We start from the raw sequence: 14000 nt of genomic DNA on the forward strand, positions 1-14000 counted from the left end.
ATGAGACGGGAAGTGAGTGGAATTAATAACGGGGAGACTCTATTAGATAGTTATATACATATTAAAAGTCCGGAAAATCGTTTTCCAGCAAAGTATATCCTGTACAATCAAGTAGATGAAGATCTGCCTTCGATCCTAATAGCTGCTACAAGAAAAGTGTCCGAGATCGTCTCCAGTGTATCCGTACGTGTCAGACGGTCACAGGAATTGAGCAATTCGCTATCGGTGATGTACAGGTCGCAAGGAGATCTGAGCGCAACCATTCAAGCGGCATCCAAAGTTGATCTTGAAGGCATGCTGTACGTTCGCCCACATAACCGTGCACACGGCAAATATGAATTACTGGAAGCACCGCGTGTAACTGTTAATCTTAAGCCTGTTGCTGATGCAACCACGCGAAGTCAAACTCACTTGCAGACGATCAATTTTGGTGATACACAGCGTATGATGATCGGCAGAGACGAGATGGAGCAATTCGAATCGTTTATACATTTCGGTGATCTGGATACCAGAATACCCGATTTGTTATATCTGGAAGAAGCTAAATTGAGGTTATATTACACAGGAACCCTGGCACCTGGAGCACACATTGAGCTGCATCAGCCGGATACATTGTGGCGGGAGTACGGGATCACGTATGCAAACAGACCTCATTCCATTCAGCTCTTATCGTCCAGTTATATTATGAATACGACTGAACGTTATGTTGAGTTTGATATGATGGCATTACTTCAAATGTGGAGAGAAGGTATTCTTTCGAATGTTGGAATGATTATTCAGTCTAGCGGTAACACGCCGATATATTTCAACACTCGTGAGTCTTCCAAACCACCTGTTTTGCAGATCAAATATATCACTTCTCAGATCTATTCCATCGGTCGAACCGAAATCGAAAGTGAAGTTTTTATTTATGGTGCAGGTCGCAAGGAGATTAGTTCAACGTTAGTTGTTCACAGTGATATTGGGCTGGATTGGCTCAAATCTCAGTTGTACGTCCACCGATATGAGGATCACATGCATCATGATATTCCTCAAGTAATCGCAGTCAGCCGTCCAGACCTGGATGTAGATCTGATAGTAGCTAAACGTATAGAGGCGGAACTAGATTCGAACATCTCTATTGCTGAAAGTAGGACCGAAGAGAAGGAAACATGGGTTTCTATTTCTAAGCCCGAACTTCACTCGCAGTTCATTACCGCCATACGGACAACTAGAGATACAGAAGGCAATCTTGCGGTTAGAACAGGTCTGGACGACGAAAAAACTGTAGAAATCGCAGTTTCTCATCCTGACATACCTTCAGTTATTACGGTAGATAGACAAATGTCTCTGGTTAGTACGTTAACGATATCACAGTTGTTCAATGATGGACGGGATACGAGTTTAATTGTATCCATACCTGATCTTCATGCTTCGTTGGAAGTCTCCAATTATATAAAAGCAACTTCAACGTTGGGGTCTTTGTTAACGGTCATGTACGACTGTGATTCGACTGTGATTTCGGAGATTATGGTTAATAAGCCTGATCTGAATAGTATCCTTCAAGTCAGAGCATTAGATCATGATGAGAGGGCAGGCACTCTTGAGATTCCTTATTTGGAAGAACAGCCTGGGCAATTATATATTTCCAGACCTGATGTACTTTCCAGCATTGAGGTCAGGTATATGGATGTTTTGGATAGCCACATTAGTATCAAGGAAAGAGAATACTTAGATGGCTATCTTCAGGTAAGAGAGTGGAAGGATATGCTGTCTACAGTAGATGTGAGACAGATTGTGGATATGGCTACTGAACTGACAATTTCCAAGCCTGATCTGGCCGCGTATATCCTACCAAGAGTTATTGCGAATGAGGAGTTAGATTCAATCGCAAGTATCCGTAAACGGGATGCTAGTGATATAGTGACCACAGTGATTGTGAAGAGTCCAGGGAATCAAGCTTATTTTTACATTCTATAAAATGATATATCATCAAAGAGGGCATTGGCCCTCTTTTTTTTGCGTTTAGGCTCTTGCCCAACTCTAAGCATCTGTACTTTATTGTGTAACAGTCGTCTTCTCGTTATGTTACAATATGTTCATCACATATTAAGGAATGAAGACCATGCGTCAAGAGGACAGCGTATTTGAACAGATTATGAAGCAGAAGAGATTGAAGCGTATCAAGCCTGAAACAAAAAAACTTCAAGTAATACATAAAAAGAAACTAGCTCAGGAGCAATTAAGTGAATTGGATGTCCAGTTCAAAAAAACGGTAGCTGAATCAATAGATCGAAGTGCACTTCATAGACGTGTACTGGGAATTAGAAGAGAGCTAACGGAGATAAGGCGATTAAAGAATGATGAGCATACGTTTTAAGGTAGGCCCAATTGGACTCATCTTTGGGGGGATAATTTATTTCGTCCCATCTGGGGCTATTTTGACCAGTTAGTTTAATGTTGGCTAGGGTTACTGATGTTGTAAGACTTAGAGTAATATACACAGATTATAATTTGAAGTATGACCTTGATGAACTTATAGACGCTCAAAAATATTAACGATTATTATGAGAGCTGCCTCATTTCTGAGGTGGCTTTTTATTTTCCAACTAAGCATATCCCTCCTATCTAAGTCTGCGAAGAGAATTACCAACAATGCATTTGAACTGTAAGTACCTACATTTTCTCAAACACGGCAGGTGTCCACACGACAATCCAGAATGAGGCATACAATTATCGTGACCTGTGGAAGAGGAGGTGGATCGGGAAATTATGGTGACGATGGAGCCCATTGTAGTTGGAGAGCATGTATTGGTTGGGGTAGAAGTCAAGCTGCCCAAAACAACGTTGTTGACCATTAACACATCCAAAGGATATATCATGTGCGGAGCACTCGACGTGGGATTACTTAATGAGAAGCTCGGGGATCGCAAAATTATTGCAGCTCGGGCGGTTGGTGTGCGTACACTAGAGCAGTTGTTGCATGCACCTATGGAGTCGGTGACAACAGAGGCAGAGGCCATGGGCATTACGGTTGGCATGACGGGTGTAGAGGCTTTGTTGAAAATGATCTAATCACTAACAAAAGGGCTCCCCATATGGGAAGCCCTTCTTTAGCGTCGTAATTCAGAACTAGTGCACGTCTTAGCCACCAACGATATGCACCAACTCTATATACACGAACTCTTCTTGAATACTCTTATTAAGTTAAGCTTCTTCCTTCGCGAACAAAGCAGCCAGGTTTTCTTGGAAAGGAGCGCGAACAACGCCTTTTTCCGTGATAATCGCTGTTACATATTCGTTAGGTGTTACGTCAAATGCTGGATTGTATACTTTAACACCTTGGGGTGCTGTTCGTTTGCCAAATCCTTCGGTCACTTCCTCCGCAGCACGTTCCTCAATTGGAATCAGGTCGCCGGATGGAGTGGACAGGTCGATGGTTGACAATGGACTTGCTACATAGAACGGAATGTTGTGAGCCTTGGCAAGCACGGCCACGCTGTAAGTTCCGATCTTGTTAGCTACGTCGCCATTTGCTGCAACACGGTCTGTACCAACGATAACGGCTTGAATCCAGCCTTTGGACATGACCATGCCTGCCATGTTATCACAGAGCAGCGTAACATCAATGCCGGCTTGCTGTAACTCAAATGCGGTCAGGCGTGCACCCTGAAGTACAGGACGAGTCTCGTCTGCAAATACTTTCAGGTGGATGCCGCGTTCCTGTGCGAGATACATTGGAGCAGTTGCCGTACCGTACTTCGCTGTTGCCAGTCCGCCTGCATTACAGTGGGTGAGTACACCCATACCATCTTCGAACAAAGGCAGTGCATTCTCGCCGATCATACGGCAGACTTCTTCGTCTTCTTTCTGAATCAACAGAGCTTCTACTTCAAGAGCAGCACTGCCCTCTTCTAGACTCAGGCCGGATTCGACGACCTCATTTGCTTTTTGCATCATGCGATCTAGTGCCCAGAATAAGTTCACCGCTGTTGGACGGGAAGTAGCCAGATGAGCACATATGGATTTTACGTGATCCAGCCAGTCTTGAATGGTCGATCCGTCATATGACTTCGCGCCCAGTACGACACCAAATGCAGCAGCAATACCGATTGCTGGAGCACCGCGTACTTTCATGGAGTGGATGGATTCCCATACTTCCTCAGGTGTGTACAATTTCAGCATGAGGATGGTTTCGGGCAGCAGACGCTGGTCAAGCATTTCAAGCTTGTCCTTTTTCCAGATGAGAGAGGACAGAGGCTGATATTCAGGGATTGTCATGGATGGTTCCTCCGTTCCTTATGTTAAGCCTTAGTAGTTGAGACAGCTGTAGATACAATATCCAGCACTTCACCGATGGTATTCAAGCGACGGTTGTTCTTGATTAACGCTTTACCAATGGCCAATGATTTACGCTGAGAACGTTCACGTTTAGTTGCATCCGAAATGGTATCTATATCCGCCACGTGCGCGAGGCCCACGATACGACGAACCATTTTGGCACCTGCGAAGCCGATCGAATCTCTGAACAATTGTTGCACATACAGATCCTGGTACCCTGGCGTTTTCGCCATTGGATCGACCAGTTCATTAGCCCAGAGGGCACGGAAACGGGATTCGAACTCAGTCCATACATCACGAACCATGTTCAGCAAAAGCGTTTCACGCTCACGCAAATCAGTCTCATTCTGAATCCATCCTGGCAGGGATGCATAATTCAAGAGCAGATTCGCAAGGACTGCACCGACATCGAATCCCATGGGGCCGTAGTACGCAAATTCGGGATCAATGACTTTGGTCGATTCAGGTGTAACAAAAATACTGCCAGTGTGCAGATCCCCGTGAAGCAGTGCCTGCCCATGTGTAAGGAATTTTTCCCGCAGCAAGGCCACTTCAAGGTGAAGTTCTCCATCTGTTCGAAGGGCTTCAGCTTCATCTTCAATGGAAACATCATAATTATTTTTCTCGGCGATCCGGTAGGGTTCATCAAAGATCAGATCTTCCGTTATTTTGCATTGGTCCGGATTAATGAATCTGCCCTGTTGTTCCTTCTTCAACTGCTGATCCATGCCCAAGTCGGATGTGAAGAACAGCGTTCTTGCCATGAACTCCCCAATATGCTGTGCAAAAAGAGGATAGGTAACACCTTCGATCAGGCCTTTGCGCATGATCACATGATCACTCAGATCTTCCATAACCGTTAACGCAAGGTCATCATCGTAATGGTACACTTCCGGTACCATCCCTGGACACAGACGATACTCTTCCTGAAGAATCTCACGTTCGATTCGGGCGCGCACCAGAGACAGTGGCCATGATTCTCCAACCACTTTCGCATAAGGAAGCGCCTGTTTGATAATGATACTTTTATCGGAGTTCTGATCCGTAATGTGGAATACCAAATTCAGATTGCCGTCGCCGATCTCGTGACAATCCAGATTCGCATCTGCCGCAAATGGACCCGGTAATGTTTTGGCCAGTTCAATTGCATCCTGGGGGGTAAAAGGGTGATATTGGGACAAAGGTGCCACCTCCATATATATGAAGAAACAGGAAAACCCACTTCTTTGCTTGGTATATGTCAGTATATCGGAAATAGCGCGGTTTTTGAACTTTTTTTTGAGACAAGCCAAGGCGATCCTGATTCGAACTTCTTGTTCAAGGGTAAAAACAAATAGGCCGGACGGTTGAGAGAAACGCCGCGAGCAGGCCTCTCCGCTACCAAGCGGTGACACATTATTAACTCTCTGTTATTCAGTGCAGGACAACCTGCTTACCGCTGCATGACAGACTAATTTTAAATAAAGGATGGGATTAATATGGCTACAACAAACAAAACAGATCAAGCAAAATCGGTGGAACAAGTACTTAATCGTCAGGTGGCTAACCTGAACGTATTGTATGTCAAAATCCATAACTATCACTGGTACGTTAAAGGACCTAACTTCTTCACGTTGCATGTGAAATTCGAAGAGTTCTACAACGAAGTTACGGTGCAAATGGATGAAATCGCTGAGCGTATTCTTACGCTGAAAGGTAGCCCTGCGGCTACAATGAAAGAGTATCTGGAGCTTTCCTCTATCCAGGAAGCAGCAGGTGGCGAAGACGCGAAAACAATGGTACAAAACCTGATTGAGGACTTCGCTACACTTTCGAACGAATATCAGGAGGGTATCGAAGTTGCAGATGCAGCTGAAGATCAACCAACATCCGATATGCTGACAGGCTTCAAGGCAGATCTGGAGAAACATATGTGGATGCTTCGCTCTTTCCTGGGTTAATACATCTACGATTTAAGCCTAATACAAGTGTGTCTTTTACGTAAGCTTTCTAAGCCCGGATCATGTTGTCAGAAACGCCCTGAGCGTCTATACTGCTGACAAGAACGATAGGGGAGGGAAGCGCTTATGTTAGAACCAACGATACCGGCTTTAAAAGAATGGGCTTCTGCAATCAAAGCATTGGAAACGGGTCGCCAGATTATTGTGATGCGCAAAGGTGGGATCGTAGAGGAAACCCGACATTTTGAGTTGAAAAGTCCAGCGTTTTACCTGTATCCGACTTATGAACATCAGCGTAAAGAACTGATTAAGTCCTCGGATCAATCCTATGTTGAAGAATCATTGGCCGAATGGGTGCCCGAAGCTTCGACAATCCGCATTACGGCATATGCTGAAGTAACGCAGGATCTGGAGATACGAGATCAGGAGATGCTGGATCGACTTCTTGACTTTCATATGTGGACAGCGGATTTTGCCGAAGACCGTTTGAAATGGAAACGGAAAGATCCGCTCCATGTATTGATTTTACGTGTGTACCTTTTGAAAGAACCGATGGAAATCCCCGTACTGCCTGAATATAATGGTTGCCGTTCATGGATTTCTATTCCGAATGGTCCGGTGCCGCGCGAAATGACGCCGGTGGTGGACGTTGCGGATTTTGACCAACAGGTACAGAAGATTAACGAGATGCTCAAATTGTAAGTGGTAACGTTATTAACGGAGGGACTTGTCCATAATATGGATAAGTCCTTTTTTGGATTATGTATAGCAGATGGCATAAAACCTTAAATTGCTGTGATTTTTCTCACTGTACATTTATGCGTAAGATGTTTTCTAATTTGATTCAATTTGTCTTTTAATATAGAATCAGAAAGAATAATGTTTCCTGCAAGGGACAAAGGTTCTTAGGAAATGACTTGATTATCATTGAGAATCAGTTTAGAATTATTCTAAAGTGTTCTTGCTTTGAAGATTCGAGTTCAGGAGAAATTCAGGGGAAGCCCTGTTCAGATATAATAGGCGCTTTTTCGTTTTCGACAACTAACATCAATTTAATCAATGGAGGGAAACAATACACATGGCTACGAATTTCGTCATTGAAGGTCTGAAAGCGACGATCGAAGGTAAGGAAATCCTGAAAGGCATCAACTTGGAAATGAAAGGTGGAGAAATCCACGCAATCATGGGACCGAACGGAACAGGTAAATCCACTCTGGCTTCTGCATTGATGGGTCACCCTAAATACGAAGTAACAGACGGTACGATTACACTTGATGGTGAAGATGTATTGGATATGGCTGTAGATGAGCGTGCACGTGCAGGTCTCTTCCTGGCTATGCAATACCCAAGTGAAATTGCTGGTGTTACGAACTCCGACTTCTTGCGTAGTGCAATTAACGCACGTCGTGGCGAAGGTAACGAGATCTCTCTGATCAAGTTCATTCGTCAAATGGAAGGTAAAATGAAAGAACTCGACATGAACCCTGAGTTCGCTCACCGTTACCTGAATGAAGGTTTCTCCGGTGGTGAGAAAAAACGTAACGAAATTCTGCAAATGATGTTGCTTGATCCGAAAATCGTAGTACTTGATGAAATCGACTCCGGTCTGGACATCGATGCTTTGAAAATCGTGGCTGACGGTGTTAACGCTATGAAGAGCGAAGATCGTGGCTTCCTGATCATCACTCACTACCAACGTCTGTTGAACTACATTACGCCTGACTATGTTCACGTAATGATGCAAGGTCGTATCGTGAAATCCGGCGGACCTGAATTGGCTCACCGTCTGGAAGCGGAAGGGTATGACTGGGTAAAGGCAGAGCTGGGAATTACAGACGAAACTGTAGGTCAAGAAGCGTAAAGACAAAACGGAGGAGGATTAATCAATGACTACACAAACAATTCTTCCGGTTGAATCTGAAGCGCTTCGCGCCTTGTCGGAAAGCAACAATGAACCCGGCTGGTTGACCGAACAGCGGCTCGAAGCTTTGAAGCTTGCGAGCGGGCTTGCGCTTCCTAAACTGGAAAAACAAAAAATCGAACGCTGGAATGTCAGCGAGTACGGCACATATAAAGCAAGTGAAGCTATTTCTTCTTTGACAGAAGTACCTGCTTCTATCAAAGATCTGGTTCAGGATCAAGCTGAAGGCAGTCTGGTTATCCAGCGCAATTCCGGTACGGTATACTCCAAGGTGTCTGCTGATCTGGCGGCAAAAGGAGTTATCTTCACGGATCTGGCTACAGCGGTTCGCGAACACGGCGATCTGGTAAAACCATATTTGAACACAGCAGTTAAAGCGGATGAGCATTCCCTCGCTGCATTGCATGCGGCACTTTGGAATGGCGGGGTCTTCCTGTATGTTCCGAAAAATGTCGAAATCGAAGTACCACTGCAAGCAGTGTTGCTTACGGATGACGCATCTGCAACGTTTGCACCTCACGTGCTTGTTGTTGTAGAAGCAAACAGCTCCGTAACTTATGTGGATAACTATGTATCTGGCGAATTGTCCGCACCTGTTTTCCATAATGGTGTTGTGGAAGTATTCGCAAAATCCGGTGCTAAAGTACGTTTTGCATCGGTTCATCAACTGAGTGTGAATGTGACTGACGTTTCCTTCCGTCGTGCAGTGTTGGAGAATGATGCTTCCATCGAGTGGATTGTAGGCGAAATGAACAATGGCGACACAGCGAGCAACACGATGACCGTGCTTAAAGGCAATGGATCAAGTTCTGATTCCAAAGTCATCGCTGTAGGTTCCGGTTCGCAGAAAATCAACTACACCACAGAAGCTCGTCACTTCGGCAAGAATACGCCAAGTCAGATGATTACACGTGCAGTTATGCGTGAAGAAGCTTCTGCAATTATTAACGGGATCACGAAGATTGAGAAAGGCGCTACCAAAGCCGACGGACAGCAGACAGAGAAAGTATTGATGCTGAGCCCTAAAGCACGTGGAGACGCCAACCCAATCCTTCTTATTGACGAGGATGATGTAACAGCAGGTCACGCGGCTTCTGTTGGTCAAGTCAATGCCGAGCAGATTCATTACTTGATGTCGCGCGGAATTAACCGTACGGATGCCGAACGCCTGATTATCTATGGCTTCCTGGCTCCGGTGGTGGCGGATATTCCTCTGGAAGCACTGCGCACCCAATTGCAGTCCCTGATTGAGAAGAAGCTGGGACAATGAACCCGTCGATTCGCGAGCAGTTCCCGATCCTCCACCAGGAAATTAACGGACACCCGCTCGTATATTTAGATAGTGCTGCAACTTCACAGAAGCCTCATGCTGTGATTGAAGCAGTCAAACATTATTATGAGTATGAGAACTCCAACGTGCATCGCGGTGTTCATACCCTTGGAAGCCGTGCAACCGACGCCTATGAAGGCGCACGTGAGAAGGTAGCCAAGTTTATCAATGCCCGTCGCACACAGGAGATTATCTTCACCCGCGGGACAACGACAGCCCTGAATCTGGTGGCTTCATCGTATGCCCGCGCCAATTGCAAAGAAGGCGATGAAATTGTTATCACGCAAATGGAGCACCATAGTAATCTGATTCCTTGGCAGCAGGTTGCCAAGGAGACAGGTGCAACATTGAAATACATCCCGCTTCAGCCTGACGGTCATATTGAATTGGCTGACGTGGAGAAGACGATTACGAACAATACTAAAATTGTAGCAATTGCTTATGTATCCAATGTTATGGGGCTAATCCATCCTGTGAAACAAATTGCTGAAATTGCACATCGCAATGGTGCTGTCATCGTTGTTGATGGCGCACAAAGCACACCACACATGAAGGTGGATGTTCAGGATCTGGACTGTGATTTCTATGCATTATCCGGTCACAAAATGTGCGGACCAACCGGAATCGGTGCACTCTACGGCAAAAAGGCGCTGCTGGAGTCCATGGAACCTATTGAGTTCGGCGGTGAAATGATCGATGATGTGGGTCTGTACGAATCCAACTGGAAAGAGCTTCCTTGGAAGTTCGAAGGTGGAACCCCGATTATCGCAGGTGCGGTAGGGTTGGGAGCTGCCATTGATTTTCTGGAGCAGATTGGTATGGATGAGATTGCACATCATGAAAGTGTGCTGGCAGCTTATGCAACGGAACGACTGTCCGAAATTGATGGGTTAACGATCTATGGCCCAGCCAAGCGGCATGTGGGTGTTGTTACCTTTAACCTGGGTGATGTTCATCCGCATGATGTGGCAACTGTGCTTGATGCGAGTGGCGTAGCCATTCGTGCTGGACACCATTGCTGTCAACCGCTAATGCGCTGGCTTGAAGTTAGCTCAACAGCTCGTGCCAGCTTCTATCTATATAATAACGAACAAGATGTAGATCGGCTTGTCAGCGCCTTAATCCAGACAAAGGAGTATTTTGGCGATGCAACTTGATGATCTGTACAGACGTGTTATAATGGACCACTACAAAAACCCACGTAACCGTGGAACTTTTGATAATGAAGCTGTCACGGTGAATTTGAATAATCCAACGTGCGGCGACCGGATTTCACTGCAAATTTTGTTGAAAGACGGAATCGTTCAGGAAGCCAAATATACGGGTGAAGGCTGCTCCATCAGCATGTCCTCGGCATCGATGATGACAGAGGCTGTCAAAGGCAAAACGATGGAACAGGCACTCGATATCGCTAACCGTTTTTCCTCACTGATGAAAGGTGAAGAAGTCGATTTCGACGATTATGAAGATCTCGAAGCCCTATCCGGTGTGAACAAGTTCCCTGCACGCATCAAATGTGCCACTCTGGCCTGGAATGCATTACGCAAAGGGATTGACGAAGAGAACAAAGTACAATAACGATAGGGAGGTAGAGCAAGATGGCTAAAAAAGCACCAGAAATGGAAGAGTACAAATATGGTTTTCGCGACGAGCACAAATCCATCTTTCAAACCGGTAAAGGTCTGACTGCAGAAGTGGTTACCGAAATTTCCAAGATTAAGAATGAACCGGAATGGATGTTGGAATTCCGTTTGAAATCTTTAAAACAATTCGAAAAGATGCCAATGCCGAAATGGGGCGGAGATCTCGACGGATTGGATTTCAATGAAATTCAGTACTACGTTCGTGCTTCTGAAAAACAGGGTAAAACATGGGAGGAAGTTCCTTCCGAAATCAAGGAAACCTTTGATAAATTGGGTATCCCTGAAGCAGAGCAAAAGTTCCTGGCAGGTGTATCGGCTCAGTATGAGTCCGAGGTTGTATACCACAACATGCAAAAGGAATTGGAAGACCAAGGTGTAATCTTCATGGATACGGATACGGCTCTCAGAGAGCATCCGGAAATCCTGCGTGAATATTTTGCAACGGTTATTCCGCCAGCAGATAACAAATTTGCTGCATTGAATAGTGCGGTATGGTCCGGAGGAAGCTTCATCTACGTGCCTAAAGGCGTTAAATGTGAAGTGCCTCTGCAAGCGTACTTCCGGATTAACTCCGAGAATATGGGCCAATTCGAGCGTACACTCATCATTGCGGACGAAGACAGCTTCGTTCACTATGTAGAGGGCTGTACAGCTCCAATCTACAGCACGAACTCACTGCACAGTGCGGTCGTTGAGATCATTTGTAAGAAAAATGCCCGTGTTCGTTACACTACGATCCAAAACTGGGCACCAAACATCTACAACCTCGTTACAAAACGTGCGGTTGCTGAAGAAAATGCAACGATGGAATGGGTCGATGGTAACATCGGTTCCAAACTGACGATGAAATATCCAGCGGTTGTACTGAAAGGCCGTGGAGCTAAAGGTTCCGTACTCTCCATCGCTGTAGCTGGTAAAAACCAGCATCAGGATGCAGGTGCGAAAATGATCCACTTGGCTCCGGATACAACATCTACAATCGTATCCAAGTCCATCAGTAAACATGGTGGTAAAGTAACGTACCGTGGTTTGGCTTCCTTTGGACGTCAAGCTGAGGGCGCGAAATCCAACATCAAGTGTGATACACTCATTCTCGATAATGAGTCCACATCGGATACAATTCCTTACAATGAAATCATGAATGATAACATCATGCTGGAGCATGAAGCTACAGTATCCAAAGTTTCCGAGGATCAGCTCTTCTACCTGATGAGCCGTGGTCTGACGGATGCAGAGGCTACACAGATGATCATCATGGGCTTCATTGAGCCATTCACGAAGGAATTGCCAATGGAATACGCAGTTGAGATGAATAGATTGATCAAATTCGAAATGGAAGGTTCTATTGGTTAATCCAATGCAACGCCTTTCGAAGCCGTGAACTGAACCTTGCTGCTGATGTTAAGCGGCAGATACAGTATCATGTGATTGAATACCCTGTAGAGCAGACTCTTTAAAAAGTCTCTCTACGGGGTATTTTTATTTTCGTACGAGCAATGATCTACCATGGCGGCCAATCGAACATTGCCACACTGAACCTGGCAGACGGAGAGTATTTAACCCAGGCGACAATTGGTCAGGGGACACGAAATGGAGATAAACGGATCTTTTTACATCGAGTTGTCCACCAATCTTGGAAATAAAATCGAAGGCGGACAAAAAAACTTCGGATGAAATCAATCTTGGGGCACCAGCTGGGTGGTATATAGCCGGATTTATTGGAAGAGCAGGACAGGGGTTGGATCAGCTCGGTGTCAAATACAGACCTGAATTAGGAGTGATTAGTGGTTAAAATGAAATAATAATATATACATCTCATAGAGTGATCATAACGGCATAGCGGGCCGCTTGGAATATACGTTGGAGGGACCTCAAGGTTTGCCAATGCTATTCTGAGCGGTGTTTTTTTGTAATAAAATAAGACCAATAGCACAAGCCATTTCATAGATTTAAGCATCTAATGATAGAAAAGGATGTGAGTGTATGAGCGTGAATCCTTTCGAGGGATATCGGATTACAAGTTCATTCGGCTATCGAATTCATCCCATTCATGGTGGACAGACGTTTCACCGCGGAATTGATCTTGTAACAGAGCCATGGAATAGTCCCGTCTATGCCTTTATGGAGGGTAGGGTACGTTTTGCTTCCGAGGGAGTTACGGGCTCTGGATTCGGCGGTTACGGGCTTACAGTAGCACTTCAGGATCATCGAGGCTATTTACATTGTTATGCGCACCTTTCGCGTATTGCTGTAACTGTTGGACAACGCGTGAAGCGAGGTCAGCTTATCGGTAATCAGGGAAGCACGGGTCAGAGCACCGGCCCGCATGTACATTATGAGATTCGTAAAACAAGTGCGCCATCGTACGGTTATACAGCCAGTGAAGATGGTGTGACGGAACCGGGAGCATATCTACAGGCCGAATACGGAACTGCATCTCAGGAACAGGAGGCTCCGCCGATGACCACTGAGCAGAAGAGAATGTTTGAAGCCATGCAGAAGACGCTGGAGATTCAGGGAGGATGGATTCAGCAACAGAAGCAACTTTCCAATATGGCCTGCCCCGCATGGGCACAGGAAGCGCTTGACTATTATCGACCGTATATTATGAACGACACAGGCAGTTATGAATTTTGGCGATTACTCGTCATTATGTACCGCAAGGAAAAGGGTATCCAGGTTCATTCGGATTCTGACATATAGACCCCTGCAAAGAACAGGGAGTAGCACAAGACTGATCCTCAGGAAGATTGCAGGCAGACAACCATTTATCGAATGTTGCCTGTTCGCCCGGTTCATTCCACCGGAAACGTCATATGTTAGGGTATACCTGATGAAGAGGAGGC

The 14000-nt window shown here is 45.4% G+C and carries 13 protein-coding genes; 11 read left to right on the forward strand and 2 right to left on the reverse strand.

Annotation, left to right across the window (positions count from 1 at the left end; all coding sequences use genetic code 11):
• Positions 1-12: 12 nt before the first annotated feature.
• From MHI06_RS09470 to MHI06_RS09480, 3 genes are all read left to right on the forward strand, one after another.
• Positions 13-1959 (forward strand): DNRLRE domain-containing protein, encoded by a 1947-nt coding sequence (locus tag MHI06_RS09470; RefSeq protein ID WP_340401302.1) that lies wholly within the window; start codon positions 13-15, stop codon positions 1957-1959.
• A 145-nt stretch (positions 1960-2104) separates the two neighbouring features.
• Positions 2105-2359: a hypothetical protein gene (locus tag MHI06_RS09475; protein WP_340401303.1), complete on the forward strand. Its 255-nt coding sequence runs from the start codon at positions 2105-2107 to the stop codon at positions 2357-2359.
• A gap of 392 nt (positions 2360-2751) precedes the next feature.
• Positions 2752-3054: a DUF1805 domain-containing protein gene (locus tag MHI06_RS09480; RefSeq protein ID WP_017689545.1), complete on the forward strand. Its 303-nt coding sequence runs from the start codon at positions 2752-2754 to the stop codon at positions 3052-3054.
• Positions 3055-3186: 132 nt separating this feature from the next.
• Here MHI06_RS09480 and mtnA read toward each other — a convergent pair whose 3' ends face one another.
• Together mtnA and mtnK are read right to left on the reverse strand one after the other, a co-directional pair.
• Positions 3187-4260, reverse strand: a complete 1074-nt coding sequence (mtnA, locus tag MHI06_RS09485; RefSeq protein ID WP_340401304.1) for an S-methyl-5-thioribose-1-phosphate isomerase — start codon at positions 4258-4260, stop codon at positions 3187-3189.
• 23 nt (positions 4261-4283) lie between these two features.
• A complete protein-coding gene (gene mtnK / locus MHI06_RS09490; RefSeq protein WP_340401305.1) occupies positions 4284-5501 on the reverse strand; it encodes an S-methyl-5-thioribose kinase in 1218 nt (405 codons plus the stop codon).
• 297 nt (positions 5502-5798) lie between these two features.
• Between mtnK and MHI06_RS09495 the strand changes: the two genes are divergently transcribed.
• The 8 genes from MHI06_RS09495 (at position 5799) to MHI06_RS09530 (ending at position 13857) form a co-directional block, all read left to right on the forward strand.
• Positions 5799-6260 (forward strand): Dps family protein, encoded by a 462-nt coding sequence (locus MHI06_RS09495; RefSeq protein ID WP_062833522.1) that lies wholly within the window; start codon positions 5799-5801, stop codon positions 6258-6260.
• Positions 6261-6386: 126 nt separating this feature from the next.
• Positions 6387-6962, forward strand: coding sequence for a DUF1802 family protein (locus MHI06_RS09500; RefSeq protein WP_340401306.1), 576 nt, complete (start codon positions 6387-6389; stop codon positions 6960-6962).
• Between the two features lie 376 nt (positions 6963-7338).
• On the forward strand, positions 7339-8121 hold the full coding sequence (sufC, locus tag MHI06_RS09505; RefSeq protein WP_017689540.1) for a Fe-S cluster assembly ATPase SufC: 783 nt from the start codon (positions 7339-7341) through the stop codon (positions 8119-8121).
• 25 nt (positions 8122-8146) lie between these two features.
• Positions 8147-9451 (forward strand): Fe-S cluster assembly protein SufD, encoded by a 1305-nt coding sequence (gene sufD, locus MHI06_RS09510; protein WP_340401307.1) that lies wholly within the window; start codon positions 8147-8149, stop codon positions 9449-9451.
• Positions 9448-10668 carry a cysteine desulfurase gene (locus tag MHI06_RS09515; protein WP_076330320.1) on the forward strand — a complete coding sequence of 407 codons (1221 nt, stop codon included), beginning with the start codon at positions 9448-9450 and terminating at the stop codon, positions 10666-10668. The genes sufD and MHI06_RS09515 overlap by 4 nt, the downstream gene beginning before the upstream one ends.
• A complete protein-coding gene (gene sufU / locus MHI06_RS09520) occupies positions 10658-11089 on the forward strand; it encodes a Fe-S cluster assembly sulfur transfer protein SufU (RefSeq protein WP_169478722.1) in 432 nt (143 codons plus the stop codon). Before MHI06_RS09515 ends, sufU begins: the two co-directional genes overlap by 11 nt.
• 20 nt (positions 11090-11109) lie before the next feature.
• On the forward strand, positions 11110-12507 hold the full coding sequence (gene sufB / locus MHI06_RS09525; protein ID WP_036669904.1) for a Fe-S cluster assembly protein SufB: 1398 nt from the start codon (positions 11110-11112) through the stop codon (positions 12505-12507).
• Between the two features lie 630 nt (positions 12508-13137).
• On the forward strand, positions 13138-13857 hold the full coding sequence (locus MHI06_RS09530) for a M23 family metallopeptidase (RefSeq protein ID WP_340401308.1): 720 nt from the start codon (positions 13138-13140) through the stop codon (positions 13855-13857).
• Positions 13858-14000: the final 143 nt, after the last annotated feature.

The sequence above is a fragment of the Paenibacillus sp. FSL H8-0079 genome (assembly GCF_037991315.1).
GTDB lineage: Bacteria > Bacillota > Bacilli > Paenibacillales > Paenibacillaceae > Paenibacillus.

What these genes read in the sequence shown, in the direction of transcription:
- MHI06_RS09475 (WP_340401303.1), top strand. Translation starts at nt 2,105, where the DNA reads ATGCGTCAAGAGGACAGCGTATTTGAACAGATTATGAAGCAGAAGAGA.
- MHI06_RS09480 (WP_017689545.1), top strand. Translation starts at nt 2,752, where the DNA reads ATGGTGACGATGGAGCCCATTGTAGTTGGAGAGCATGTATTGGTTGGG.
- mtnA (WP_340401304.1), bottom strand. Translation starts at nt 4,260, where the DNA reads ATGACAATCCCTGAATATCAGCCTCTGTCCTCTCTCATCTGGAAAAAG.
- MHI06_RS09495 (WP_062833522.1), top strand. Translation starts at nt 5,799, where the DNA reads ATGGCTACAACAAACAAAACAGATCAAGCAAAATCGGTGGAACAAGTA.
- MHI06_RS09500 (WP_340401306.1), top strand. Translation starts at nt 6,387, where the DNA reads ATGTTAGAACCAACGATACCGGCTTTAAAAGAATGGGCTTCTGCAATC.
- sufC (WP_017689540.1), top strand. Translation starts at nt 7,339, where the DNA reads ATGGCTACGAATTTCGTCATTGAAGGTCTGAAAGCGACGATCGAAGGT.
- sufD (WP_340401307.1), top strand. Translation starts at nt 8,147, where the DNA reads ATGACTACACAAACAATTCTTCCGGTTGAATCTGAAGCGCTTCGCGCC.
- MHI06_RS09515 (WP_076330320.1), top strand. Translation starts at nt 9,448, where the DNA reads ATGAACCCGTCGATTCGCGAGCAGTTCCCGATCCTCCACCAGGAAATT.
- sufU (WP_169478722.1), top strand. Translation starts at nt 10,658, where the DNA reads ATGCAACTTGATGATCTGTACAGACGTGTTATAATGGACCACTACAAA.
- sufB (WP_036669904.1), top strand. Translation starts at nt 11,110, where the DNA reads ATGGCTAAAAAAGCACCAGAAATGGAAGAGTACAAATATGGTTTTCGC.
- MHI06_RS09530 (WP_340401308.1), top strand. Translation starts at nt 13,138, where the DNA reads ATGAGCGTGAATCCTTTCGAGGGATATCGGATTACAAGTTCATTCGGC.